General features: G+C 65.1%; 21 protein-coding genes and 2 tRNA genes. 22 read left to right on the top strand and 1 reads right to left on the bottom strand.

Annotated features, from left to right (window positions below):
• The first annotated feature begins 223 nt into the window (after positions 1-223).
• From ftsH to pnp, 14 genes are all read left to right on the top strand, one after another.
• Positions 224-2,143, top strand: coding sequence for an ATP-dependent zinc metalloprotease FtsH (ftsH, locus tag FSV73_RS23255; protein WP_145012205.1), 1,920 nt, complete (start codon positions 224-226; stop codon positions 2,141-2,143).
• Between the two features lie 7 nt (positions 2,144-2,150).
• Complete coding sequence (folP, locus tag FSV73_RS23250; RefSeq protein ID WP_145012202.1) at positions 2,151-3,014, top strand: dihydropteroate synthase; 864 nt, start codon at positions 2,151-2,153, stop codon at positions 3,012-3,014.
• Positions 3,014-4,351: a phosphoglucosamine mutase gene (gene glmM / locus FSV73_RS23245; RefSeq protein WP_145012199.1), complete on the top strand. Its 1,338-nt coding sequence runs from the start codon at positions 3,014-3,016 to the stop codon at positions 4,349-4,351. The genes folP and glmM overlap by 1 nt, the downstream gene beginning before the upstream one ends.
• Positions 4,352-4,417: 66 nt before the next feature.
• The gene (tpiA, locus tag FSV73_RS23240; protein ID WP_145012196.1) at positions 4,418-5,176 is read left to right on the top strand and encodes a triose-phosphate isomerase; all 759 of its coding nucleotides are present in this window, start codon (positions 4,418-4,420) and stop codon (positions 5,174-5,176) included.
• Positions 5,176-5,556 (top strand): preprotein translocase subunit SecG, encoded by a 381-nt coding sequence (gene secG, locus FSV73_RS23235; RefSeq protein ID WP_145012193.1) that lies wholly within the window; start codon positions 5,176-5,178, stop codon positions 5,554-5,556. Before tpiA ends, secG begins: the two co-directional genes overlap by 1 nt.
• 16 nt (positions 5,557-5,572) lie before the next feature.
• Positions 5,573-5,658 (top strand) — tRNA-Leu (locus FSV73_RS23230).
• A gap of 87 nt (positions 5,659-5,745) precedes the next feature.
• Positions 5,746-5,822: transfer RNA gene (locus tag FSV73_RS23225), tRNA-Met, on the top strand.
• 127 nt (positions 5,823-5,949) lie between these two features.
• Positions 5,950-6,408, top strand: coding sequence for a ribosome maturation factor RimP (gene rimP, locus FSV73_RS23220; RefSeq protein WP_133863045.1), 459 nt, complete (start codon positions 5,950-5,952; stop codon positions 6,406-6,408).
• Between the two features lie 49 nt (positions 6,409-6,457).
• Positions 6,458-7,930, top strand: a complete 1,473-nt coding sequence (nusA, locus tag FSV73_RS23215; protein ID WP_145012190.1) for a transcription termination factor NusA — start codon at positions 6,458-6,460, stop codon at positions 7,928-7,930.
• Positions 7,931-7,956: 26 nt separating this feature from the next.
• Complete coding sequence (infB, locus tag FSV73_RS23210) at positions 7,957-10,512, top strand: translation initiation factor IF-2 (protein WP_145012187.1); 2,556 nt, start codon at positions 7,957-7,959, stop codon at positions 10,510-10,512.
• 132 nt (positions 10,513-10,644) lie between these two features.
• The gene (gene rbfA / locus FSV73_RS23205) at positions 10,645-11,028 is read left to right on the top strand and encodes a 30S ribosome-binding factor RbfA (protein ID WP_007162647.1); all 384 of its coding nucleotides are present in this window, start codon (positions 10,645-10,647) and stop codon (positions 11,026-11,028) included.
• A 2-nt stretch (positions 11,029-11,030) separates the two neighbouring features.
• Entirely contained in the window at positions 11,031-11,945 is a 915-nt protein-coding gene (gene truB, locus FSV73_RS23200) for a tRNA pseudouridine(55) synthase TruB (protein ID WP_145012184.1), read from the top strand.
• Between the two features lie 94 nt (positions 11,946-12,039).
• On the top strand, positions 12,040-12,309 hold the full coding sequence (rpsO, locus tag FSV73_RS23195) for a 30S ribosomal protein S15 (RefSeq protein WP_007162645.1): 270 nt from the start codon (positions 12,040-12,042) through the stop codon (positions 12,307-12,309).
• Positions 12,310-12,483: 174 nt separating this feature from the next.
• Positions 12,484-14,586, top strand: coding sequence for a polyribonucleotide nucleotidyltransferase (pnp, locus tag FSV73_RS23190; RefSeq protein ID WP_145012181.1), 2,103 nt, complete (start codon positions 12,484-12,486; stop codon positions 14,584-14,586).
• 159 nt (positions 14,587-14,745) lie between these two features.
• Here the strand turns inward: pnp and FSV73_RS23185 are convergent, their stop codons facing one another.
• On the bottom strand, positions 14,746-15,630 hold the full coding sequence (locus FSV73_RS23185; RefSeq protein ID WP_145012178.1) for a LysR substrate-binding domain-containing protein: 885 nt from the start codon (positions 15,628-15,630) through the stop codon (positions 14,746-14,748).
• A 113-nt stretch (positions 15,631-15,743) separates the two neighbouring features.
• Between FSV73_RS23185 and amaB the strand changes: the two genes are divergently transcribed.
• The 8 genes from amaB (at position 15,744) to lhpI (ending at position 25,761) form a co-directional block, all read left to right on the top strand.
• Positions 15,744-17,234, top strand: a complete 1,491-nt coding sequence (gene amaB / locus FSV73_RS23180) for an L-piperidine-6-carboxylate dehydrogenase (RefSeq protein ID WP_145012175.1) — start codon at positions 15,744-15,746, stop codon at positions 17,232-17,234.
• 25 nt (positions 17,235-17,259) lie between these two features.
• The gene (gene amaA, locus FSV73_RS23175) at positions 17,260-18,537 is read left to right on the top strand and encodes an L-pipecolate oxidase (protein ID WP_145012172.1); all 1,278 of its coding nucleotides are present in this window, start codon (positions 17,260-17,262) and stop codon (positions 18,535-18,537) included.
• A 495-nt stretch (positions 18,538-19,032) separates the two neighbouring features.
• Positions 19,033-20,154: a branched-chain amino acid ABC transporter substrate-binding protein gene (locus tag FSV73_RS23170; RefSeq protein WP_145012169.1), complete on the top strand. Its 1,122-nt coding sequence runs from the start codon at positions 19,033-19,035 to the stop codon at positions 20,152-20,154.
• Between the two features lie 96 nt (positions 20,155-20,250).
• The gene (locus FSV73_RS23165) at positions 20,251-21,165 is read left to right on the top strand and encodes an ABC transporter permease subunit (RefSeq protein WP_059231854.1); all 915 of its coding nucleotides are present in this window, start codon (positions 20,251-20,253) and stop codon (positions 21,163-21,165) included.
• A gap of 3 nt (positions 21,166-21,168) precedes the next feature.
• On the top strand, positions 21,169-22,449 hold the full coding sequence (gene livM / locus FSV73_RS23160; RefSeq protein WP_145012166.1) for a high-affinity branched-chain amino acid ABC transporter permease LivM: 1,281 nt from the start codon (positions 21,169-21,171) through the stop codon (positions 22,447-22,449).
• On the top strand, positions 22,446-23,321 hold the full coding sequence (locus FSV73_RS23155; protein ID WP_027599107.1) for an ABC transporter ATP-binding protein: 876 nt from the start codon (positions 22,446-22,448) through the stop codon (positions 23,319-23,321). The genes livM and FSV73_RS23155 overlap by 4 nt, the downstream gene beginning before the upstream one ends.
• Positions 23,318-24,034: an ABC transporter ATP-binding protein gene (locus FSV73_RS23150; protein ID WP_145012163.1), complete on the top strand. Its 717-nt coding sequence runs from the start codon at positions 23,318-23,320 to the stop codon at positions 24,032-24,034. Before FSV73_RS23155 ends, FSV73_RS23150 begins: the two co-directional genes overlap by 4 nt.
• 2 nt (positions 24,035-24,036) lie before the next feature.
• Positions 24,037-25,761 carry a cis-3-hydroxy-L-proline dehydratase gene (gene lhpI / locus FSV73_RS23145; protein ID WP_145012160.1) on the top strand — a complete coding sequence of 575 codons (1,725 nt, stop codon included), beginning with the start codon at positions 24,037-24,039 and terminating at the stop codon, positions 25,759-25,761.
• The last annotated feature ends 217 nt before the right edge of the window (positions 25,762-25,978 follow it).

The following is a 25,978-nucleotide window of genomic DNA, read 5'->3' as shown; positions in this document are numbered from 1 at the left end:
TCGCGCCAGCAATCTCTATTGGGTCGCGGTTTTAGGGGCAATTGAGAGAATTGATGGCCGCAACGTCTGCCTTGCCCTAGAGTCAAAGGCAGAAGACTCATATAGCGTTACAGACGATGTCTGCCGTGGGCCAGGCTTTGTGTAGTAACTTACCGGTCACTGCCGGTTTCGCTTCGAACGGTTTACCCACGAAACCGGCGCAGAGGGTAGTCAATTGAACGACATGGCAAAGAATCTGATCCTGTGGCTGATCATCGCCGCGGTGCTCGTCACCGTGATGAACAACTTCTCCAGCCCCAACGAACCCCAGACGCTCAACTACTCCGACTTCATCCAGCAGGTGAAGGACGGACAGATCGAGAGCGTGACCGTGGATGGCTATGTCATCACCGGCAAGCATCGGGATGGTGATCCCTTCAAGACCATCCGACCGGCGATCCAGGACAATGGCCTGATCGGCGACTTGGTCAACAACAGCGTCACCATCACCGGCAAGCAGCCCGAGCAGCAGAGCATCTGGACTCAGCTGCTGGTGGCCAGCTTCCCGATCCTGGTGATCATCGCGGTGTTCATGTTCTTCATGCGCCAGATGCAGGGCGGTGCCGGCGGCCGTGGTGGCCCCATGAGCTTCGGCAAGAGCAAGGCGCGACTGCTGTCGGAAGACCAGGTCAAGACCACCTTCGCCGACGTCGCCGGGTGCGACGAGGCCAAGGAAGAAGTCACCGAGCTGGTGGAATTCCTCCGCGATCCGGGCAAGTTCCAGCGCCTGGGTGGGCGTATCCCCCGCGGCGTGCTGATGGTCGGCTCGCCCGGTACCGGCAAGACCCTGCTGGCCAAGGCCGTGGCGGGCGAGGCCAAGGTGCCGTTCTTCACCATCTCCGGTTCCGACTTCGTCGAGATGTTCGTCGGCGTGGGCGCCAGCCGCGTGCGCGACATGTTCGACCAGGCCAAGAAACACGCGCCCTGCATCATCTTCATCGACGAGATCGATGCGGTCGGTCGGCACCGTGGCAATGGCATGGGCGGTGGCCACGACGAGCGTGAGCAGACCCTGAACCAGCTGCTGGTCGAGATGGACGGTTTCGAGATGAACGATGGCATCATCGTCATCGCCGCCACCAACCGTCCCGACGTCCTCGACCCGGCGCTGCTGCGTCCCGGTCGTTTCGACCGTCAAGTTGTGGTCGGCCTGCCGGACATCCGTGGTCGCGAGCAGATCCTCAAGGTGCACATGCGCAAGGTGCCGGTCGGCGAACGCGTCGACGCCGGTGTCATCGCCCGTGGTACCCCGGGATTCTCCGGTGCCGACCTGGCCAACCTGGTCAACGAGGCGTCGCTGTTTGCCGCCCGGGCCAACAAGCGCATCGTCGACATGCGCGAGTTCGAGCTGGCCAAGGACAAGATCATGATGGGCGCCGAGCGCAAGACCATGGTCATGTCCGAGAAGGAGAAGCGCAACACGGCCTACCACGAGGCAGGTCATGCCATCGTCGGTCGCCTGGTGCCCGAGCACGACCCGGTCTACAAGGTATCCATCATTCCCCGTGGCCGCGCCCTGGGCGTGACCATGTTCCTTCCCGAGGAAGATCGCTACAGCCTGTCCAAGCGTGCCCTGGAAAGCCAGATCTGCTCGCTGTTCGGTGGCCGTATCGCCGAAGAGATGACGCTGGGCTTCGAGGGCGTGACCACCGGTGCCTCCAACGACATCATGAGGGCCACGTCGCTGGCGCGGAACATGGTGACCAAGTGGGGGCTGTCCGAGAAGCTCGGTCCGCTGCTCTATGGCGAGGAAGAGAACGAGGGCTACCTGGGTCGCTCCGGTGGCGGTGGCGCCGGCAACATGTCGGGCGAGACGGCCAAGTTGATCGACCTGGAAATCCGCCGGATCATCGACGACTGCTACAACACCGCCAAGCGCCTGCTCGACGAGAATCGTGACAAGCTCGAACTCATGGCCGATGCCCTGATGAAGTACGAGACCATCGATTCCGACCAGATCGACGACATCATGGCGGGCAAGGTCCCGCGTGAGCCGCGTGACTGGCACGACCGCGGCGGTCCGACCGGCGACGCCCCGGCGTCCCCGCAGAGTGGCAGCGATCGTCCGGAAACGCCCATCGGTGGTCCGGCTGGAGAACACTGAAACACCCATGTTCAATCCGTTGCCTTCGACCCGATTGCCTTGCGGCAATCGGGTTCTTGTTTTTGACACGCCCAAAGTCATGGGCATCCTCAATGTCACTCCCGATTCCTTTTCCGACGGCGGCCGCTACACGGCGGTCGAGAGCGCCCTGCGCCATGCGCAAGGGATGGTGGCGGCCGGCGCGGCCATCATCGATGTCGGTGGGGAGTCCACCCGTCCCGGGGCGCCAGCGGTAACCGAAGCAGAAGAGCTCGACCGCGTCGTGCCGGTGATCGAGGCGATCGCCCGGGAGCTGGATGTCGTCATCTCCATGGATACCTCCACGCCAGCGGTCATGCGCGAAGGCGCTCGGGCGGGTGCCGGTCTGATCAACGACGTCCGCTCCCTGCGCCGGCCCGGCGCCCTGGAAGCCGCTGCCGCGACCGACCTGGCGGTGTGCCTGATGCACATGCGCGGTGAGCCGAGCACCATGCAGCAGGCACCCGTCTACACCGATGTCGCGGGCGAGGTCGGGGCCTTCCTTGCCGAGCAGGTCGCGCGCTGCGAAGCGGCCGGCATCTCCCGCGAGCGGCTGGTACTGGATCCGGGCTATGGCTTCGCCAAGACCCTGGAACACAACCTCGAGCTGTTCAGCCGACAAACCGAATTGCTCGCCTTTGGGCTACCCTTGCTGGTGGGTGTCTCGCGCAAGAGCATGATCGGCGCGGTCACCGGGCGTCCGGTCGAGGGCCGCCTGGCCGGTGGTCTGGCCCTGGCGGCCCTGGCACTGGCGAAGGGCGCCCAGATCCTCAGGGTCCATGATGTGGCGGAAACGGTGGACGTGGTGAAGATGATCACCGCAGTCGAAGGCTTCAGGCAGGAACACAACTGATGGCAAGAAAGTATTTCGGAACCGATGGCATTCGCGGCAAGGTCGGGACCTATCCCATTACGCCGGACTTCATGCTCAAGCTGGGCTGGGCGGCGGGTATCGCCTTCCGCAGTCGCGGCGGTTGCCGGGTGCTGGTCGGCAAGGACACCCGCAATTCGGGCTACATGTTCGAATCCGCGCTGGAGGCCGGGCTGTCCGCGGCCGGCGCGGACGTCATGCTGCTCGGGCCCATGCCGACCCCGGGGATCGCCTACCTGACCCGGACCTTCCAGGCCAGCGCGGGCATCGTCATCAGTGCCTCGCACAATCCCTACTACGACAACGGCATCAAGTTCTTCTCCGGCGCTGGGACCAAGTTGCCCGACGAACTCGAGACCATGATCGAGGAGCTGCTCGATACGCCGATGACCGTGGTCGACTCGGCGCGTATCGGCAAGGTGTCGCGCATCAACGATGCCGCCGGCCGCTACATCGAGTTCTGCAAGAGCAGTGTCCCTACCGGCACCAGCTTCGCCGGGATGAAGATCGTGCTGGATTGCGCCAATGGCGCCACCTACAAGGTCGCCCCCAGTGTCTTCCGTGAGCTGGGCGCGGATGTCAGCGTGCTGGGCGTACAGCCCGATGGCCTCAACATCAACAAGGATTGCGGTTCCACCCATCTGGAGGGGCTGCAGCAGGCGGTGCTCGACCAGCACGCCGACATCGGCATCGCCTTCGACGGCGACGGTGACCGGGTGCTGATGGTGGATCACACCGGGGCGGCGGTGGACGGCGACGAGCTGCTCTACCTGATCGCCCGCGACCTCAAGCGTCGTGGCCGCCTCGAGGGTGGCGTGGTGGGCACCCTGATGAGCAATCTCGGGCTCGAACTGGGCCTGGCCGAACTGGACATCCCTTTCGTGCGGGCCAAGGTCGGGGATCGCTACGTCATGGCCGAGCTGCTGGAGCGCAACTGGATGCTCGGTGGCGAGAACTCCGGGCACGTGGTGTGCTGCCAGTACACCACCACCGGCGATGCGACCATCGCGGCCCTGCAGGTACTCATTGCCCTGCGCAACGCGGGCCAGACCCTGGCGCAGGCGCGCATGGCGCTGCGCAAGTGTCCGCAGGTGCTGATCAACGTGAGATTCGGCGGTGGCCAGGATCCCTTGGAGCATCCGCGGGTCAAGCAGGCCAGTGCCGAAGTCACCGAGAAGATGGCCGGTAAGGGGCGGGTGCTGCTGCGCAAGTCCGGGACCGAACCCCTGTTGCGGGTGATGGTCGAGGGCGAGAACGAGCGCGAGGTGCGCGCCCATGCCGAAGCCCTGGCTCAACTGATAACCGAGGTATGTGCTTGATTTGCTTGCATGCCTGTTTTCGATTGAGTAACATCTGCGCCCACTTCGCTCCCTGAGGTAAAACGCATGCGTCGTTCCCTGGTTGCCGGTAACTGGAAAATGCATGGCTCGCTGCAGAGCGTGTCGGCGCTGGTCGCAGGCTTGAAAGGGTTGGACGGTGTGGCGGGCGTCGATGTCGTGGTGATTCCGACATTGGTGCATCTGCCCGGGGTGGCTGAAGGTCTGGCGGCAACGTCGCTGGCGGTGGGGGCTCAGACCTGTGCTCCCGTCGCGGGCGAGAAGGCCCTGACGGGCGAGGTATCCTCGACCCAGTTGGCGGAGTTCGGTTGTCGCTATGTACTGGTGGGGCACTCCGAGCGGCGTGCCTTGCTGGGCGAGGATGACGCGGTGGTGGCGAAGAAATTCGCGGCCATCCAGGAGGGCGGGATGATTCCCGTGCTCTGCGTCGGCGAGACCCGCGAAGAGCGGGAAGCCGAGCGCACGCTGGACGTCGTGGGTGGTCAGCTGAAGGCGGTCATCGAGGCGGTTGGCGTAGCGGCTTTCGCCAATGCCGTGGTGGCCTACGAGCCGGTCTGGGCGATAGGCACCGGGCTCACGGCGACGCCGGAGCAGGCGCAAGAGGTTCATGCGGCGATTCGCGCCCTGGTGCGCGAAGCCGATGCTGGAATCGCCGAAGGCCTCCAGCTGTTGTATGGCGGCAGTGTCAAGGCCGCCAACGCTGCCGAATTGTTCGGCATGCCGGATATCGATGGGGGGCTGGTGGGTGGGGCCTCCCTGAATGCTGAAGAGTTCAGTGCGATTTGCCGCGCTGCAGGACGTGGATAATGTTGGAAACTGCAGTTGTCGTGGTCCACTTGCTGATGGCGCTTGGCCTGATCGCGTTGGTATTGATGCAGCAGGGCAAGGGTGCCGAGGCCGGTGCGTCCTTTGGTGCGGGTGCTTCGGGTACCGTGTTCGGTAGTCAAGGTTCTGCTACCTTTCTGAGTCGTTTTACTGCTATACTAGCCGCGGTTTTTTTCGCGACTAGCCTGGGTCTGGGGTATTTTGCCAAAGACCGTGCGCTGGGTCTGCGTGAAGGGGGTCTCCCCGCTCAGCCGGTCCAGCAGGCTCCTCAGCCGAAGCAGGATGGTAACGATGTTCCTCTGACGCAGCCTCGTGCTGCCCAGGGTGGTACTTCCGGGGACGTGCCCCAGGAGTCCAAGTAGGTTTAAAAGGTTTCATGCCGAAGTGGTGGAATTGGTAGACACGCTATCTTGAGGGGGTAGTGGCCACAGGCTGTATGGGTTCGAGTCCCATCTTCGGCACCAAATAGCAAAGACGTCCTGCAGGACGCGGCGAGAGAGAGTAGGTTGACTCCTAGAGTTCAGTTGAATATAATCTCGCTCCAGCTTTGACGCGGGGTGGAGCAGTCTGGTAGCTCGTCGGGCTCATAACCCGAAGGTCGTTGGTTCAAATCCAGCCCCCGCAACCAGTTATTTAAAGCCCCTTTTTAGGGGCTTTTTGTTGGCTGGACAGTTCGGGTCGCGCTTTCTTGCGCAGACCTCTTAGGGATGGGCGTAATGCCCATTTTTTATTCTCAAAAAACGCGAGGCAACCAGGTGTCGAGCAAGCTAGAACAGTTGCAGGCCTTGCTGGCCCCCGTCGTCGAGGCGCTTGGCTATGTCTGCTGGGGTGTCGAGTACATCTCCCAAGGGCGGCATTCGCTACTGCGTGTCTACATCGATCATCCCAACGGCATTCTCGTCGAAGATTGCGAGGCTGTCAGTCGCCAGGTAAGTGGCGTACTCGATGTGGAAGATCCGATCACCAATGAATACACCCTCGAGGTGTCTTCCCCCGGTATGGATAGACCGCTGTTCACCCTGGAGCAATTCGCTGCCCACGTCGGTGAACAGGTCAAGGTCAAACTTCGGTCGCCCTTCGAAGGGCGGCGTAATTTCCAGGGTTTGCTGCGCGGTGTGGAAGACCAGGACGTCGTGGTGCAGGTGGACGAGCATGAGTATCTGCTGCCCATCGAGATGATCGACAAGGCCAACGTCGTTCCCCGTTTCGAGTGATTTGAGCGCGAGACCGCGGATCCCAAGGATTGCGAATACGAGGCGTAAGATGAGCAAAGAAGTTCTGCTGGTAGTGGAATCTGTTTCGAACGAGAAGGGTGTTCCACCCGGCGTCATCTTCGAGGCACTGGAGTTGGCTCTCGCCACGGCTACCAAGAAACGCTACGAAGAAGATGTGGATCTGCGGGTGTCGATCAACAGACACAACGGCAGCTACGAAACCTTCCGCCGCTGGACTGTGGTGGAAGACCAGGACTATCAGCTGCCCGATTCGCATCTGACGGTGGAAGACGCCCAGGAAGAGCATCCTGGCGTCAAGGCCGGCGAGGTGATCGAGGAGAAGATCGAGTCCATCGAATTCGGCCGCATCGCCGCCCAGACCGCCAAGCAGGTGATCGTGCAGAAGGTGCGCGAGGCCGAGCGGGCTCAGGTGGTGGATGCCTACCGCGAGAAGGTTGGCGAGATCATCTCGGGTACCGTCAAGAAGGTCACCCGTGACAGCGTCATCGTCGACCTGGGCAACAATGCCGAGGCCCTGCTGCCGCGCGAGCACATCATTCCGCGCGAGACCTTCCGCATGGGCGTGCGTCTGCGCGCCCTGCTCAAGGAGATCCGCACGGAGAACCGCGGTCCGCAGCTGATGCTGTCGCGGACCGATCCGCAGATGCTGATCGAGCTGTTCCGCATCGAGGTGCCGGAGATCTCCGAGCAGCTGATCGACGTCATGGCCGCTGCCCGTGACCCGGGTTCCCGGGCCAAGATCGCGGTCCGCTCCAAGGACAAGCGCATCGATCCCCAGGGTGCCTGCATCGGCATGCGCGGTTCGCGCGTCCAGGCGGTATCCGGTGAGCTGGGTGGCGAGCGCGTCGACATCGTCCTGTGGGACGACAACCCGGCGCAGTTCGTCATCAACGCCATGGCCCCGGCCGAAGTCGCCTCGATCATCGTCGACGAAGACAGCCATACCATGGACATCGCGGTCGCCGAGGACAACCTGGCCCAGGCCATCGGTCGTGGCGGCCAGAACGTGCGCCTGGCCAGCCAGCTGACCGGCTGGACGCTGAACGTGATGACCGAAGCGGACATCAACGCCAAGCAGCAGGCCGAGACCGGCGACATCATCCAGCGCTTCATCGACGAGCTGGATGTCGACGAGGAACTGGCGCAGGTGCTGGTGGAAGAAGGCTTCACCTCCCTCGAGGAAGTGGCCTACGTCCCCATGGAAGAGATGCTCAACATCGATGGCTTCGACGAAGACATCGTCAACGAGCTGCGGACCCGGGCCAAGGATCGCCTGCTGACCCGGGCCATCGCGACCGAAGAACAGAAGAGCCCCAGCGAAGATCTGCTGACCCTCGACGGCATGGACCCCCAGCTCGCCAGCGCGCTGGCCCAGCGTGGCGTGGTGAATCGCGAAGAGCTCGCCGAGCAGTCGATCGACGACCTGCTCGACATCAACGGCATGACCGAAGAGCGTGCCGGCAAGCTGATCATGGCTGCCCGTGCCCATTGGTTCGAGTAAGCGGCGCAGTCTGAGGAGAGAAGTGCATGACGCAAGTCACGGTGAAAGAACTGGCCCAAACGGTCAATACGCCGGTGGAACGTCTGCTACAGCAGATGCGCGAGGCGGGCCTGACGCATAACAGCGCCGAGCAGCTGGTGAGCGATGCGGAAAAGCAGGCGCTGCTGACGCACCTGAAGGGGACTGCGCAGCTCGACGAGCCGAGCAAGATCACCCTGCAGCGCAAGACCCAGACCACGCTGAAAGTGGCGGGTAGCAAGACGGTGAGTGTGGAAGTGCGCAAGAAGAAGACCTTCGTCAAGCGCAGCACCGCCGAGCTCGAGGCCGAACAGCGCCGCGAGCAGGAAGCCCTGCGCGCGGCCGAAGAAGCCGCTGCCCAGGCACGGGCCGAGGAAGAGGGCCAGCGCGCCGCCGAAGCGGCTGCGCAGCAGCAGGCCGAAGCCGCCGCCCAGGCCGCGCAGCAGGCGGTCGCCGCCGAAGCTGCCGCGCCCGCTGCGCCGGAAGCCCCGGCGGCGGTGGCCGAGCAGCAGCCCGCTGCCGAGCCGGTCGCCGAGGTCAAGAAAGCCGACCCCGCCGCCGAGCGCAAGCGCGAAGAACCGCGTCGTCCCGTGCACCCTGCGCCGAGCAGCAAGCGCGACGAAGACGAGCGCCGTGAGCGCAAGAACGCCCAGCATCGCCCGTCGATCAAGGACAAGGTCGCCGCTCCCCGTACCGTGCGCAGTGGCGACGACGAGGAAGAAGGCTTTGGCCGGCGTGGCGGTCGCGGTGGCAAGTCGCGACTCAAGAAGCGAAACCAACACGGGTTCCAGAGCCCGACAGGACCTGTAGTGCGCGAAGTCAATCTAGGCGAGACCATCACCGTCTCTGAGCTTGCTCAGCAGATGTCGGTGAAGGCCGCCGAAGTCATCAAGTTCATGTTCAAGATGGGGTCCCCCGCCACCATCAACCAGGTGCTCGACCGCGAGACGGCGCAGCTGGTGGCCGAAGAGCTGGGCCACAAGGTCAAGCTGGTCAACGAGAACGCCCTGGAAGACCAACTGGCCGAATCCCTCAAGTTCGAGGGTGGCAAGGCCATGCACCGCGCGCCGGTGGTGACCGTCATGGGTCACGTCGACCACGGCAAGACCTCGCTGCTGGACTACATCCGCCGCGCCAAGGTCGCCTCGGGCGAAGCCGGTGGCATCACCCAGCACATTGGTGCCTACCACGTGGAAACCGAGCGTGGCATGGTGACCTTCCTGGATACCCCCGGTCACGCCGCGTTCACCGCCATGCGTGCCCGTGGTGCCCAGGCCACCGACATCGTCATCCTGGTGGTGGCGGCCGATGACGGCGTCATGCCGCAGACCGAGGAAGCCATCCAGCACGCCAAGGCGGCGGGTGTACCCATCGTCGTGGCGGTCAACAAGATCGACAAGCCCGATGCCGACCCGGATCGCGTCAAGCACGATCTGGCCGGTCGTCAGGTCATCCCGGAAGAGTGGGGCGGCGATACCCAGTTCGTACACGTCTCGGCCAAGGCCGGTACCGGTGTGGACGAGCTGCTCGAAGCCATCCTGCTGCAAGCCGAGGTCCTGGAACTGACCGCCACGCCGGAAGCGCCCGGTCGCGGTGTGGTCATCGAATCGCGCCTGGACAAGGGTCGCGGCCCGGTCGCCACCGTGCTGGTACAGAACGGTACCCTGCGTCAGGGCGACATGGCGCTGGTCGGCGTCAACTTCGGCCGCATCCGCGCCATGCTCGACGAGAATGGCAAGCCGATCAAGGAAGCCGGTCCGTCCATCCCGGTCGAGATCCTCGGCCTGGACGGCACCCCGGATGCCGGTGACGAACTCACCGTGCTGACCGACGAGAAGAAGGCCCGCGAAGTGGCGCTGTTCCGTCAGGGCAAGTTCCGCGAGATCAAGCTGGCCCGCGCTCACGCCGGCAAGCTCGAGAACATCTTCGAGAACATGGGCCAGGACGAGAAGAAGACCCTCAACATCGTGCTCAAGTCCGATGTCCGTGGCTCCCTCGAGGCGCTGCAGGGCTCGCTGTCCGGTCTGGGCAACGACGAGGTCCAGGTCCGTGTGGTCGGCGGTGGCGTCGGTGGTATCACCGAGAGCGATGCCAACCTGGCGCTGGCGTCCAACGCCGTGCTGTTCGGCTTCAACGTCCGGGCCGATGCCGGGGCGCGGAAGATCGTCGAGCAGGAAGGCCTCGACATGCGCTACTACAACGTCATCTACGACATCATCGAAGACGTGAAGAAGGCGCTGACCGGCATGCTGGGCAGTGACGTCCGGGAGAACATCCTGGGTATCGCCGAGGTGCGGGATGTGTTCCGTTCGCCCAAGTTCGGCGCCGTCGCCGGCTGCATGGTCACCGAGGGCATGGTGCACCGCAACCGTCCGATCCGCGTGCTGCGCGAAGACGTGGTCATCTTCGAAGGCGAGCTGGAGTCCCTGCGTCGCTTCAAGGATGACGTGGCCGAAGTCCGTGCCGGCATGGAATGCGGTATCGGCGTGAAGAGCTACAACGACGTGCGCGTCGGCGACAAGATCGAAGTGTTCGAGAAGGTGCAGGTCGCCCGTTCGCTGTAACGACGACCCCGCACCAGGACGGCAGGTCACGTACCTGGCAGACCCCTGCCAGGTACGGACTTGCCGTTCGCGTTTCCAAGGTTCATGGCTGGCAGGCCGAGCGTCTGCGGCCTTTCGTACGAGAGTTTCGACATGGCCAAAGAATTCAGCCGTACCCAGCGCATCGGTGACCAGATGCAACGTGAACTGGCACTGCTGATCCAGCGCGAGATCAAGGATCCGCGACTGGGCATGGTGACCATCACCGGTGTGGACGTCGCCCGCGACCTGTCCCATGCCAAGGTGCACATCACGGTCCTCGGCAAGGACGACGACGCCGACGCCATCAAGCAGAACATCGGCATCCTCAAGGACGCCGCCGGCTTCCTGCGCCAGCAGCTGGGCCGGGCGATGAAGCTGCGCACCGTTCCGCAACTGAGCTTCCAGTACGACGAGAGCATCCGTCGCGGTGCCCAGCTGTCGGCGCTGATCGAGCGCGCGGTCGCCGAAGATCGCCGGCACGAAGGGGAGGAGTAGCGGTGGCGCAGGTCAAGCGTATTCGCCGTCAGGTGCACGGCGTGCTGGTACTGGACAAGCCCCGCGGCTTCTCTTCCAACGCCGCGTTGCAGAAGGTCCGCTGGTTGCTCAACGCCGAGAAGGCGGGACACACCGGCAGCCTGGATCCCCTGGCCACCGGCGTGCTGCCGCTGTGCTTCGGCGAGGCGACCAAGTTTTCCCAGTACCTGCTGGATGCCGACAAGGGCTACAGCACCGTGGCCCAGCTGGGCATCACCACCACCACCGGCGACGCCGAGGGTGAAGTACTGGAGCGACAGGCGGTCGCTGTCGACGAGGCTGCCATCCAGGCGGCGCTGCCGGCCTTCCGGGGCCAGATAGAGCAGATCCCGCCGATGTATTCGGCGCTGAAACGCGACGGCCAGCCGCTCTACAAGCTGGCGCGTGCCGGCGAAGTAGTGGAGCGCGAGGCGCGTTCTGTTACTATTGCCCGTCTGGAGCTGCTGGCGTTGCAGGAAGATCGCGCAACGCTGGAAGTGGCCTGCAGCAAGGGGACCTATGTGCGCACCCTGGTCGAAGACCTCGGCGCCCGTCTCGGTTGCGGAGCCCATGTGGCCGAGTTGCGCCGTACCCAGGCCGGTCCCTTCGGCTTGGTGCAGGCGATCAGCCTGGAAGAACTGGAAGCGGCACACGCCGAAGGCGGAGCCGAGGCACTGGATCGCTTCCTGCTGCCGGTGGACAGTGGCCTCGAACACTGGCCGCTGGTGCAGCTGACGCAGCACAGCGCCTACTACTGGTTGCACGGTCAGCCCGTCCGGGCGGCCAATGCACCGAAATTCGGCTTGATGCGGGTGCAGGACGACCAGGGTCGTTTCATCGGCATCGGCGAGATAGATGACGAGGGGCAGGTTGCCCCGCGTAGACTGATTCGGTCCTAGACCGATACCGAGGGTGGCTGTCAGCAGGCACGGTCACTCCTCTTTTCCTAAGCACGGGAATATTCCCGGCCTGTTACCTCAGAGGAGCCCTATCATGGCACTGAGCGTCGAAGACAAAGCCCAGATCGTAAACGAGTTCAAGCAGAGCGAAGGCGACACCGGTTCCCCGGAAGTGCAGGTTGCCCTGCTGTCCGCCAACATCGACAAGCTGCAAGGCCACTTCAAGGCCAACGGCAAGGACCACCACAGCCGTCGTGGTCTGATCCGCATGGTCAACCAGCGTCGTAAGCTGCTGGACTACCTGAAGTCCAAGGACACCTCTCGTTACAGCGCCCTGATCGCTCGCCTGGGCCTGCGTCGTTAAGACGATGCAGACCTGCTGCAAGCAGTCTGAAGCTGGAGGTCGGCTCGCGCCGGCCTCCGGCTTTTTTGCTTGAGAGGCCGACGGAATCGGCCTGCGTCACCCGGAGATCAGCGAGGGTCCGAATCCCTCTGGTCGCCCCTGTTTCCCCCAAGGCAATAAAGAGAAGGAAAGACTGTGAATCCAGTAATCAAGCAATTCAAGTTCGGTGAGCAGACCTTCACCCTGGAAACCGGCCGCATCGCGCGCCAGGCGACCGGTGCCGTGCTGGTCTCCACCGAAGACGTCAGCGTGCTGGTCACCGTGGTCGGTGCCAAGCAGCCCGCCGTCGGCAAGGACTTCTTCCCGCTGTCCGTGCACTACCAGGAGAAGACCTACGCCGCTGGCCGCATCCCCGGTGGCTATTTCAAGCGTGAAGGTCGTCCTTCCGAGAAGGAAACCCTGACCTCGCGCCTGATCGATCGCCCGATCCGCCCGCTGTTCCCCGAAGGCTTCCTCAACGAAGTCCAGGTGGTCTGCACCGTGGTCAGCACCAACAAGAAGTCCGATCCGGACATCGCCGCCATGATCGGCACCTCCGCCGCCCTGGCCATCTCCGGCATCCCCTTCGCCGGCCCCATCGCCGCTGCGCGCGTGGGCTACCACAGCGAACTGGGCTACCTGCTGAACCCCAGCTACGAGCAGCTGCAGAGCTCCAGCCTGGACATGGTCGTGGCCGGTACCCGTGACGCCGTGCTGATGGTGGAATCCGAGGCCGACGAGCTGACCGAAGACCAGATGCTGGGTGGCGTGCTGTTCGCCCACGAAGAATTCCAGGTGGCCATCGAGGCCATCAGCCAGTTCGCCGCCGAAGCCGGCAAGCCGACCTGGAACTGGCAGGCACCCGCCGAGAACACCGCCCTGGTCGAGGCCGTCAAGGCCGAGGTCGGCGAGGCCGTGTCCCGTGCCTACACCATCACCATCAAGCAGGATCGCTATGCGGCCCTGGGCGCCCTGCGTGACCAGGCCATCGCCAAGCTGGCCGGCGAAAACGGTCAGTACAGCGAAGCCGAGGTCAAGGAGACCTTCGGTCTGCTGGAATACCGCACCGTGCGCCAGAACATCGTCGACGGCAAGCCGCGTATCGACGGTCGCGACACCCGCACAGTACGCCCGCTGCAGATCGAAGTCGGCCCGCTGAAGAAGACCCACGGTTCGGCGCTGTTCACCCGTGGCGAAACCCAGGCCCTGGTCACCGCGACCCTGGGTACCGCCCGTGATGCCCAGCTGCTGGACACCCTGGAAGGCGAGCGCCGCGACAGCTTCATGCTGCACTACAACTTCCCGCCCTTCTCGGTCGGCGAGTGCGGCCGCATGGGCAGCCCGGGTCGTCGCGAGATCGGTCATGGCCGTCTGGCCCGTCGTGGCATCCAGGCCATGCTGCCGACCCAGGAAGCCTTCCCCTACAGCATCCGCGTGGTCTCCGAGATCACCGAGTCCAACGGCTCCAGCTCCATGGCGTCGGTGTGCGGTGCCTCCCTGGCGCTGATGGACGCCGGTGTGCCGGTCAAGGCGCCGGTCGCCGGTATCGCCATGGGCCTGGTCAAGGAAGGCGAGAAGTTCGCCGTCCTGACCGACATCCTGGGTGACGAAGACCACCTGGGCGACATGGACTTCAAGGTGGCCGGTACCGCCAAGGGCGTCACCGCCCTGCAGATGGACATCAAGATCAACGGCATCACCGAAGAGATCATGGAGATCGCCCTGGAGCAGGCGCTGGAAGCGCGTCTGAACATCCTCGGTCAGATGAACCAGGTGATCTCCGAGTCCCGCGCCGAGCTGTCGGAAAACGCCCCGACCATGCTGGCGATGAAGATCGACCAGGACAAGATCCGCGACGTGATCGGCAAGGGTGGCGCCACCATCCGCGGTATCTGCGAAGAGACCAAGGCCTCGATCGATATCGAGGACGACGGCACCATCAAGATCTACGGCGAGACCCGCGAAGCGGCTGAAGCGGCCAAGCAGCGCGTCCTGGGCATCACCGCCGAGGCCGAGATCGGCAAGATCTACGTCGGCAAGGTGGAGCGCATCGTCGACTTCGGCGCCTTCGTCAACATCCTGCCGGGCAAGGATGGCCTGGTGCACATCTCGCAGATCAGCGATCAGCGCATCGAGAAGGTCACCGACGTCCTCAAGGAAGGTCAGGAAGTGAAGGTGCTGGTGCTAGACGTGGACAACCGCGGCCGCATCAAGCTGTCGATCAAGGACGTGGCGGCGGCGGAAGCCTCCGGCGTCTGAGACGACCCTGCTTAAGAAAAACCCGGCCTCGGCCGGGTTTTTTCGTTTCTAGGCGGATGACGCGATGTTCGCCGGTTAGTTTTCATCGCGGCCATGGGCCGCTCCTACAGACTCCGAGTTAACCGTAGGAGCGGCCCATGGCCGCGATAGGCCCAGGCATCACGCCTTCTCGCGAATCCACTCGATGAAGCTGCGCACCTTGGGCACCTCGGTCATCTGTTCGGGATAGGCCAGCCAGTAGGCGTGGGGACTGGCCAGCCGGTGGGGCCAGGCGAGCACCAGGCGGCCCGAAGCCAGTTCTTCGGCGACCAGGAATTCCGGCAGCAGCGCCACGCCGCAGCCTTCCTGGGCGGCGCGGGCGCAGAGGGTGAAGGTGTCGAAACGCGGCCCGTGGTGGCTGTGTACCTCCTCGCGACCGAGGCTGGCGTACCAGTCGTGCCAGGATTCCGGGCGGGTGGTGTTCTGCAGCAGCACGAAGTCCACCAGCTGTTCCGGCCCGGCGATGCCCGCGGCGGGGAGCAGGTCCGGTGCGCAGATGGCGACCATGTGCTCGTGCAGCAGCAGCTCGCACTCGGCACCTGGCCAGCTGCCATGGCCATAGAACAGCGCCACGTCATGGCGGGGATCGCGGAAGTCCACCGGCTCCAGGGCGCTGGAGACATCCAGGTGGATGTTGGGATGGCGCAGGCGCCAGCCTTTCAGGCGGGGGACCAGCCAGCGTTCACCGAAGGTCGGCGGGGTGGCCACGCGCAGCACCTCGGTCTCGCCGCCATAGGACCTCAGGTAGCGCGCCGACATCTCCAGCTGGTTGAGGATCTTGTCCACCTCGGCCAGGTAGAGGGCGCCCGCCGGGGTCAGTTGCAGGCGTCGCCGCACGCGACGAAAGAGACTGTGTTGCAGCAGGTCCTCGAGCTGGGCGACCTGCTTGCTGACCGCGCTCTGGGTCAGCGCCAGCTCATCGGCCGCGCGGGTGAAGCTCAGGTGGCGCGCAACCGCCTCGAAGCATTGCATGGCGGTGATGGAGGGCAGGTGGCGACGTTGCATGAGCGCGCTCGCGGCATGAAAAAAGGGAATGATATGCCGAGCAAAGGTCGGTTGTCCGGCGCCGCGGCCCTGACCATACTCAGGAACGATTTTCAGACTGCGGAGACCTCAGCATGAGCAAGGCCCTGTTGGAACGCCTCGGCGTTCCTGCCCAGCACTACACCCAAGGCGACCACCAGGTGCATTCCCCCATCGACGGCAGTCAGTTGGGCAGCGTCGCCCTGGAAAGCGCTGCTGAGGTGGAGCAGAAGATTTCCCGCGCCGAGCGCGCCTTCCAGGCCTGGCGGGCGGTGCCGGCCCCGCGTCGCGGGGAGCTGGTACGGCTGCTGGGCGAGGAGCTGCGCGCGCACAAGGCCGATCTCGGCGAACTGGTGTCCTGGGAAGCCGGCAAGATCACCCAGGAGGGCCTGGGCGAGGTCCAGGAGATGATCGACATCTGCGATTTCGCCGTGGGCCTGTCGCGGCAGCTCTATGGCCTGACCATCGCCTCCGAGCGTCCCGGCCATCATATGCGCGAGAGCTGGCAGCCGCTGGGCGTGGTGGGCATCATCAGTGCCTTCAACTTCCCGGTGGCGGTCTGGTCGTGGAACGCCGCCCTGGCCCTGGTCTGCGGCAACCCGGTGATCTGGAAGCCGTCGGAAAAGACCCCGCTGACCGCCCTGGCCTGCCAGGCGCTGTTCGAGAAGGCCCTGGCGCGCTTCGGTGATGCACCGGCCGCTCTCAGCCAGGTGATCATCGGCGATCGCGTGGCGGGTGAGGCCCTGGTGGACGATCCGCGGGTGGCACTGGTCAGCGCTACGGGTAGCACCCGCATGGGTCGCGAGGTAGGACCGCGGGTTGCGGCGCGCTTCGGCCGTAGCATCCTCGAATTGGGCGGCAACAATGCCATGATCCTCGCGCCGAGCGCCGATCTGGACATGGCGGTACGCGCCATCCTGTTCAGCGCCGTCGGCACCGCCGGCCAGCGCTGCACCACCCTGCGCCGGCTGATCGCCCATCGTTCGGTCAAGGACGAGATCGTCGCCCGGCTGAAGACCGCCTATGCCAAAGTCCGCATCGGCCATCCGCTGGAGGGCAACCTGATCGGCCCGCTGATCGATGCCGCCAGTTTCCAGGCCATGCAGGGCGCGCTGGAGCAGGCACGCGGTGAGGGCGGCGTGGTCCATGGCGGCGAGCGCCAATTGGCCGACCAGTATCCGAGCGCCTACTACGTGGCGCCGGCCATCGTCGAGATGCCCGAGCAGAGCGAGGCGGTGCGCCACGAGACCTTCGCCCCCATCCTCTATGTGCTGACCTATGACGATTTCGACGAGGCGGTGGCGCTGAACAACGCGGTGCCCCAGGGCCTGTCGTCCTGCATCTTCACCACCGACGTACGCGAGGCTGAGGCCTTCATGTCGGCCACCGGCAGTGACTGCGGCATCGCCAACGTCAATATCGGGCCGAGCGGCGCCGAGATCGGCGGGGCCTTCGGCGGCGAGAAGGAAACCGGTGGCGGTCGCGAATCCGGTTCCGATGCCTGGAAGGCCTACATGCGCCGCCAGACCAATACCGTCAACTATTCGCGCGAACTGCCGCTGGCCCAGGGCATCGTCTTCGACTGAGTGGCCCACCAAGGAGCGCAGGGAAATGCAGTTGCGTCAGGAGTGCCTGTGGGAGCGGCTGTATCCGGCGGTGCCAGGGGCGCCGCTGCAGGGTGAGAGCGACACCGAGGTCTGCGTCATCGGCGCCGGCTTCACCGGGCTCTCCACCGGCCTGCACCTGGCGCAGGCCGGGCGGCGGGTGGTGGTGCTGGAGGCCCACGGGGTCGGCCATGGCGGCTCCGGGCGCAATGTCGGGCTGGTGAATGCCGGCATGTGGATCCCGCCGGATGAGGCGGTCGCCACCCTCGGCAGCGAGGTCGGTGAGCGGCTGCTGGGAGTGATGGGCGATGCACCGAGCCAGGTGTTCGCCCTGATCGAGCGCTATGGCATCGACTGCCAGGCGCGCCGCGCCGGTACCCTGCACATGGCGCACAGCGCCAAGGGCCTGGCCGACCTGGGGCAGCGCGCCGAGCAATGGCAACGGCGCGGCGCCCGGGTCGAGCTGCTGGAAGGCGAGGCCTGCTACAGCGCCTGCGGTACGAGAGACATCAGCGGTGCGCTGCTCGATCATCGTGCGGGTACCCTGGTGCCCATGGGGTACGCCCAAGGCCTGGCCAAGGCGCTGCGGCAGGAAGGCGGCGAGTTGTTCGAGCAGACCGCGGTGCGGCGCCTGCAGCGGGTTGGCGAGCGGTGGCTGGTGGAAACCACCCGGGGGCGGGTCACCGCCGATCAGGTGGTGATCGCCTCCAATGCCTACACCGAGGGCGAATGGACCAGCCTGCGCAGGCAGTTCTTTCCCGGCTACTACTACCAGGTGGCCTCGCGACCCCTGGGCGCGGAGGCGGACTTCATCCTGCCGCAGGGGCGAGGCTCCTGGGATACCCGCACGGTGCTCAGCAGCATCCGGCGGGACGCCGACGGCCGCCTGCTGCTGGGCAGCCTCGGCAACATGGCGGGGCGGCCCGCCGGCTTCATCCGTGCCTGGGCGGATCGGATCCAGCGGCATTACTTCCCCTCGCTCGGTCGCCTGGAGTGGGAATGCACCTGGACGGGGCAGATCGCCTTCACCCCTGACCACCTGATGCGGCTGTTCGAACCGGCGCCGGGCTTGCTGGCGGTGACGGGTTACAACGGGCGTGGCGTCACCACCGGCACGGTCGTGGGGCAGGCCTTCGCCCGCTATCTGTGCAGTGGCGATCGGCAGGACCTGCCCATGCCGCTGGCTTCCCTGGATGCCAACCCGGTCGGGCAGTGGCGCAGCCTGATGTACGAGGCCGGCTTTACCCTCTATCACGCCGGGCAATGCTTGCGCGTCGTCCTCTAGCGACCCTCCCACACCCGGCGGCAACCGGGCTTCGGCCCGGGTTGCGGTCTGCTCAAGCGGCCGATTTGCGCATCCCGGACGGGGCAAATCGGCCGCTTTTTCTTGGCCGGTCGCCGCCAGGCAGGACCGGCGGCCAGGCGCCTGTCTGAACCCTCGTCACGCGGGCTCGCCATGGTTACTTTGGTGGCACGGTGTGCGCACGATGTTACGTTTTGGTGCGAAACAGGTGCAACCGGGTTGCTACCTGGTAACAAACCGCTGCGTTTTACGCCTGCCGTTGCTACGCCGCTCCACCTTTACTGAGAGGTATGATCTGACCAAGACCGAGGCCAAGGGGGCTGCCAGGTCCACTGGTGGCGGCCCTTGCACTGGCTGCCAGAAGGTTTTAGTTCCTCGCGATGACGGCAAATGGCCTTTGCACCGGGAACACAGCTGGGTGATGGCACAGGCTTTGCTCAAGCCGAAGAGCCAACCACCCTCTGGAGCAAACCTCCCATGTCGAAGATTTACAGAAAAGGCATTCTGGCTCTCGCTATCGGTTCTGCGTTCACCCTCTCGTCCCTGGCGCATGCCGACATCGTGATCGGGGTTGCGGGTCCCTTCACCGGTGCCAGCGCAGCCTATGGCGAGCAGTTCTGGAAGGGGGCGAGCCAGGCCGCGGAAGACATCAACGCCGCCGGCGGCATCAATGGCGAGAAGATCAAGCTGGTACAGGGCGACGACGCCTGCGAGCCCAAGCAGGCCGTGGCCGTGGCCAACCGCCTGGTGGACTCCGAGAAGGTCAAGGCCGTGATCGGCCACTTCTGCTCCTCCAACACCATGCCCGCCTCGGAGATCTACGACGAAGCCGGCATCATCTCCATCACCCCGGCCTCCACCAACCCCAAGATCACCGAGCGTGGCCTGGCGGGCGTGTTCCGCATGTGCGGCCGTGACGACCAGCAGGGCATCGTCGCCGGCGACTACATCGTCGACACCCTCAAGGCCAAGAAGGTCGCCATCATCCACGACAAGGACACCTATGGTCAGGGCCTGGCCGACGCCACCAAGGCGCAACTCAACAAGCGCGGTGTGAAAGAGGTGCTCTACGAGGGCCTGACCCGCGGCGAGAAGGACTTCAACTCCCTGGTCACCAAGATCCGGGCCTCCGGCGCCGACGTGGTCTACTTCGGCGGCCTGCATCCCGAAGCCGGTCCGCTGGTCCGCCAGATGCGCGAGCAGGGCGTAACCGCCAAGTTCGTCTCCGGCGACGGCATCGTCTCCGCCGACCTGGTCACCACCGCCGGTGGCGCCCAGTACACCAAGGGCGTGCTGATGACCTTCGGCGCCGATCCGCTGCAGAACCCGGCCGGCAAGACCGTGGTGGAAACCCTGCGCAAGTCCGGCTACGAGCCCGAGGGCTACACCCTCTACTCCTACGCCTCGCTGCAGGCCGTGGCCGCGGCCTTCAACGGCATCAAGGGCACCGACGGCGCCAAGGCCGCCGAGTGGCTGAAATCCCACAGCGTCAACACCGTGCTGGGTGAGAAGAGCTGGGACAGCAAGGGTGACCTCAAGGTCTCCGACTACGTGATGTACGAATGGGACGACAAGGGCAAGTACCACCAGCTGCCCTGATCCTCGCGTGAATCCGCCGGCCGCCATCTCGTCTCCGCCCCAGGACGAGGCGGCGGCTGGCGGCCCTCGTCATCCTTCCAGCGCGAGACTGCAAACGTGGACGGTATCTTCCTGCAACAACTGGTCAACGGCCTGACCCTGGGCTCGGTCTACGGACTCATCGCCATCGGCTACACCATGGTCTACGGCATCATCGGCATGATCAACTTCGCCCATGGCGACGTGTACATGGTCTCGGCCTATCTCGCCGCCATCGGTATCGCCGTGCTGAGCGTGTTCGGCCTGCATTCCTTTCCCGTGCTGATCCTCGGCACCCTGATCTTCACCGTGGTGGTCACCTCCGTGTACGGCTGGGCCATCGAACGCATCGCCTACAAGCCGCTGCGCAATTCCACTCGCCTCGCGCCGCTGATCTCCGCCATCGGCATGTCGCTGATCCTGCAGAACTACGTGCAACTCGCCCAGGGCGCGCGCCAGCAGGGGGTGCCGACGCTGCTCGACGGCGCCCTGCGGCTGCACATCGGCGATGGCTTCGTGATCATCACCTACACCAAGATCTTCATCATCCTGGCCTCCATCATCGGCATGGGCCTGCTCACCTACGTGATCCAGAAGACCACCCTCGGCCGCATGTGCCGGGCCACCCAGCAGGATCGCAAGATGGCGCAGATCCTCGGCATCAACACCGACCGGGTGATCTCCTACGTCTTCATCATCGGCGCGGCCATGGCGGCGCTGGCGGGGGTGCTCATCACCCTCAACTACGGCACCTTCGACTTCTACGCCGGCTTCATCATCGGCATCAAGGCCTTCACCGCGGCGGTACTCGGCGGCATCGGCTCGCTGCCCGGCGCCATGCTCGGCGGCATCATCCTCGGCATCTCCGAAGCCCAGTTCGCCAGCCTGGTGAACTCGGACTACAAGGACGTCTTCAGCTTCTCGCTGCTGGTGGCGATCCTGATCTTTAGGCCCCAGGGTCTGCTCGGCAAACCCCAGGTCACGAAGGTGTAATCCATGAGTCAGACGTCTTCCTCCTTCGACCTCAAGGTCGTGCTGCGCGACACCCTCATGGTCGGCCTGGTCTCGCTGATCCTGTTCGGCCCCATCGTCGGCATCGTGCTCGACGGCTATGGCTACAACCTCCAGCCCGGTCGCGTCGGCATCATGGTCGCCGTGGTCATGGCCGGCCGCTTCCTGCTCAGCCTGTTCGGCCAGACCGCCAAGGGGCGTGACTGGATCGAGTCCTTCAAGCGCAATGACGGCGGCGTCCATGTGCTGCCGCCGGGACACAAGTCCAACCTCAGGTTCATCCTGCCCCTCGTCATCCTGGTCGCCATCGCCTTTCCCTTCCTGGCCACCAAGTACTGGCTGACGGTGATCATCCTCTGCCTGATCTACGTGCTGCTGGGCCTCGGCCTGAACATCGTGGTGGGCCTGGCCGGTCTGCTCGACCTCGGCTACGTCGGCTTCTATGCCATCGGCGCCTACGGGCTGGCGCTGGGCTACCAGTACCTGGGCCTGGGCTTCTGGACCATGCTGCCGCTGGCGGCGGTCATGGCCGCGGTGGCGGGGGCGATACTGGGCTTCCCGGTGTTGCGCATGCACGGCGACTACCTGGCCATCGTCACCCTTGGCTTCGGCGAGATCATCCGCCTGGTGCTGAACAACTGGCTGGAAGTGACCAAGGGCCCCAACGGCATCGCCGCGCCTTCGCCGACCTTCTTCGGCATCGAATTCGGCCGCCGGGCGAAGGAGGGCGGGGTGCCCATCCATGAGCTGCTGGGCATCAGCTACAACCCCAACGCGACCATGATCTTCATCTACACCGTGCTGTTCCTGGTGGTGCTGCTGGTGCTCTACATCAAGCACCGGCTGACCCGCATGCCGGTCGGCCGCGCCTGGGAAGCCTTGCGCGAAGACGAGATCGCCTGCCGCGCCATGGGCCTGAACCACGTGCTGGTCAAACTCTCCGCCTTCATGATCGGTGCCTCCACCGCCGGCCTAGCCGGGGTGTTCTTCGCCACCTACCAGGGCTTCATCAACCCGGCCTCGTTCAACTTCTTCGAGTCGGTGTTGGTGCTGGCCATCGTGGTCCTGGGCGGCCTGGGCTCCACCGTCGGGGTGGTGGTCTCGGCCTTCGTCATGACCCTGCTGTTCGAGCTGCTGCGCGAATTCGGCGACATCCGCATGCTGGTGTTCGGCGTGCTCATGGTGGTGATGATGATGTGGCGGCCGCGTGGCCTGATCCGTATCGCCCGCAGTGGCTTCGCGATTCGCAAGGGAGTGGCGCCGTGAGCGACAACATTCTGACCGTGAGCGGTCTGGGCATGAGATTCGGCGGCATCAAGGCGCTCTCGGACGTGTCCTTCGATATCCAGCGGCACTCCATCACCGCGCTGATCGGCCCCAATGGTGCCGGTAAGACCACGGTGTTCAACTGCCTGACCGGCTTCTACAAGGCCACCGATGGCGAGATCCGCCTGGATACCGCCGACGGTCGTTCGACCCGCGTCGGCAAGATCATGGGCGAGCGCTTCCAGGCCACCGACTTCGTCAATCCGGTGCAGTTCGGCAGCCGGCTCTGGTACAAGATGTTCGGTGGCACCCACCTGGTGAACCGCGCCGGTCTCGCCCGTACCTTCCAGAACATCCGCCTGTTCAAGGAGATGTCGGTGGTGGAGAACCTGCTGGTGGCGCAGCACATGCAGTGCAACCGCAACCTCATCACCGGCATCCTCAATACCCCCGGCTATCGCCGGGCCGAGGAGAAGGCGCTGGACACGGCCTTCTACTGGCTGGAGGTGGTCGACCTGGTCGACCACGCCAACCGCCTGGCCGGTGAACTCTCCTATGGCCAGCAGCGCCGCCTGGAGATCGCCCGCGCCATGTGTACCCGTCCGGAGATCGTCTGCCTGGACGAGCCCGCCGCCGGCCTCAACCCGGCCGAGACCGAGGCCCTGGCCGGGATGATCCGCCTGCTGCGCGACCAGCACCGCATCACCGTGGTGCTGATCGAGCACGACATGGGCATGGTGATGAACATCTCCGACCACATCGTGGTGCTGGACCATGGCCAGGTCATCGCCCGCGGCCTGCCGGCCGATATCCGCAACGATCCCAAGGTCATCGCCGCCTACCTCGGCGCCGAAGAAGAGGAGGTGGCATGACCACGCCGATCCTGGAGTTTCGCAACGTCGACGTCTTCTATGGGCCCATCCAGGCCCTGAAGAGCGTCTCCCTGACCATCAACGAAGGCGAGACAGTGAGCCTGATCGGCTCCAACGGCGCCGGCAAGTCCACCCTGCTGATGTCCATCTTCAGCCAGCCCCAGGCGCGTAACGGGCAGATCCTCTACCGCGGTGAGGACATCACCCGCAAGAACGCCCACTACGTGGCGTCCAACGGCATCGCCCAGTCGCCGGAGGGGCGCCACGTGTTCCCCGACATGACGGTCGAGGAAAACCTGCTGATGGGTACCATCCCCATCGGTACCCGCTGGGTGGACGAGGACATGCAGCGCATGTTCGAACTCTTCCCGCGGCTCAAGGAGCGCCGCAACCAGCGCGCCATGACCATGTCCGGCGGCGAGCAGCAGATGCTGGCCATCGCCCGGGCGCTGATGAGCCGACCCAAGCTGCTGTTGCTCGACGAGCCGAGCCTGGGCCTGGCGCCCATCGTGGTGAAGCAGATCTTCCAGATCCTGCGCGAGCTGGCCAAGAGCGGCATGACCATCTTCCTGGTGGAGCAGAACGCCAACCATGCCCTGCGCCTGTCCGATCGCGCCTACGTGATGGTCACCGGCGAGATCCGCATGACCGGCAGCGGCCAGGAATTGCTGGCCAATCCCCAGGTGCGCGAAGCCTACCTCGGCGGTCACTAGCGATGGAGCCGGTCCGCGGTCGCGCGCTGGTCGCGGGTCGGGCCCAGGGTCGCCTGGCCTGGGCACCCATAGGGCTGAGCTTCTGGGGTGGCGTCGATCCGGCCAGTGGCCGGGTGATCGACCGTCACCATCCGCTGCATGGCCTGCAGCTGGCCGGACGGGTCCTGGCCATTCCCAGTGGCCGCGGCTCCTGCACCGGCAGTGCCGTGCTGCTGGAGCTGTTGCTCGCCGGGCGCGGTCCGGCGGCGCTGCTGCTGGCCGAGCCGGACGAGATCCTCAGCCTGGGCGCCATCGTCGCCGAGGAGCTGTTCGGCCTGTCCCTGCCGGTGGTCAGCCTGGGTGCCGAAGCCTTCGCCGCCCTGGCCGAGACCGACGAAATCCGGGTGAACGATGGCTGGATCGGCTCGCCGGACAGCCACTTTCCCCCAGCCGCGCCGGATGACACCGCCGAACTCCGGCTCAGCGCGACCGACCAGGCCACGCTCGACGGTGCCCAGGGCCGCGCCGCCCAGGCGGCCATGAAGATTCTGGTACGGATGGCGCACCTGCAGGGCGCTGGCGAGCTGCTCGACATCAGCCAGGCGCATATCGACGGCTGCATCTATACCGGACCGGCCAGCCTGGCCTTCGCCCAACGCCTGGTGGAGTGGGGCGGCAAGGTACGGGTGCCCACCAGCCTCAATGCGGTCTCCGTGGACCAGCGTCGCTGGCGCGAGCAGGGCGTGGCACCGGCGATCGGCGAGCCGGCCAGTGCCCTGGCCGAGGCCTATGTGGCGCTGGGCTGCAGCCCCACCTTCACCTGCGCCCCCTATCTGCTGGACAGTGCCCCGGCGCTGGGCGAGCAGGTGGTGTGGGCCGAATCCAATGCTGTGGTCTTCGCCAACAGCGTGCTGGGGGCGCGGACCCAGAAATACGCCGACTTCCTCGATATCTGCACCGCCCTGACCGGCCGGGCACCCCTGGCGGGTTGCCACCTGGACAGCGGTCGTCGCGCGGCCAAGGTCTTCCGGGTCACCGTACCCGAGGGCCATGACGACGCCTTCTATCCGCTGCTCGGCTATTGGATCGGCCTGCGCTCGCCCACGCGGATCCCGGCGGTACTGGGGTTGGAAAACAGCCAGCCCAGTCGCGACGACCTCAAGACCTTCGGCGCCGCCTTCGCCACCACCTCGGCGGCGCCGCTGTTCCATCTGGTCGGGGTGACGCCCGAGGCGCCGACCCTGGCCGCGGTGGCCTCGCCCGAGCTGGAGATCGAAGACATCGGCCTGGCCGACCTGCGCCAGGCCTTGGCCGAGTTGGACAGCGCCGCGGCGCGCGAGGTGCAGCTGGTGGCGCTGGGCAATCCGCATTTCTCCGCCGAGGAGTGCCTGCGCCTGGCCGAACTCTGCCGGGGTCGGCGCAAGCATCCCGGGGTGGCCCTGGTGATCACCCTGGGACGGGCCGTGCGGATGGCCGCGGAACGCAGCGGCGCCCTGGCCGAGCTGGAGGCCTTCGGGGCCCAGCTGGTGGGCGATACCTGCTGGTGCATGCTGGGGGAACCGCTGGTCCCACCCGGCGCCCGAACCCTGCTGACCAACTCCGGCAAGTTCGCCCACTACGGCCCCGGGCTCACCGGGCGTGAGCTGCGCTTCGCCGGCCTGGCCGCCTGCGCGGAGGCGGCGTGCACCGGCCTGGCACCGGCCGGACCTCCGGCCTGGCTCAGCGCGGCGGACTTATCCACCTGCTGACGGGTCCGAGTTCTGTACAGGAATTCCGTGGATCGTCCTGTGGATAAGCTTGGCATAGCCGGGTGTGAGGCCCAGGGCACCTGGGCTGGCAGGAACTGCTCAAAAAATCACCAGTCACCGGAAAACCGTTCAATACCAAGACGTTATAGCTGATCGGTCGGATACCCAGCGATCTGGGTATTCGCCTGACGATTGCCCCTGAGCTAAGGTGGGCGTC

Source organism: Pseudomonas oryzihabitans (assembly GCF_007665395.1).
Classification (GTDB): Bacteria; Pseudomonadota; Gammaproteobacteria; order Pseudomonadales; family Pseudomonadaceae; genus Chryseomonas; species Chryseomonas psychrotolerans_C.
Note: the sequence above shows the minus strand (reverse complement) of the source record. Positions and strands in the feature narration are given on the sequence as shown.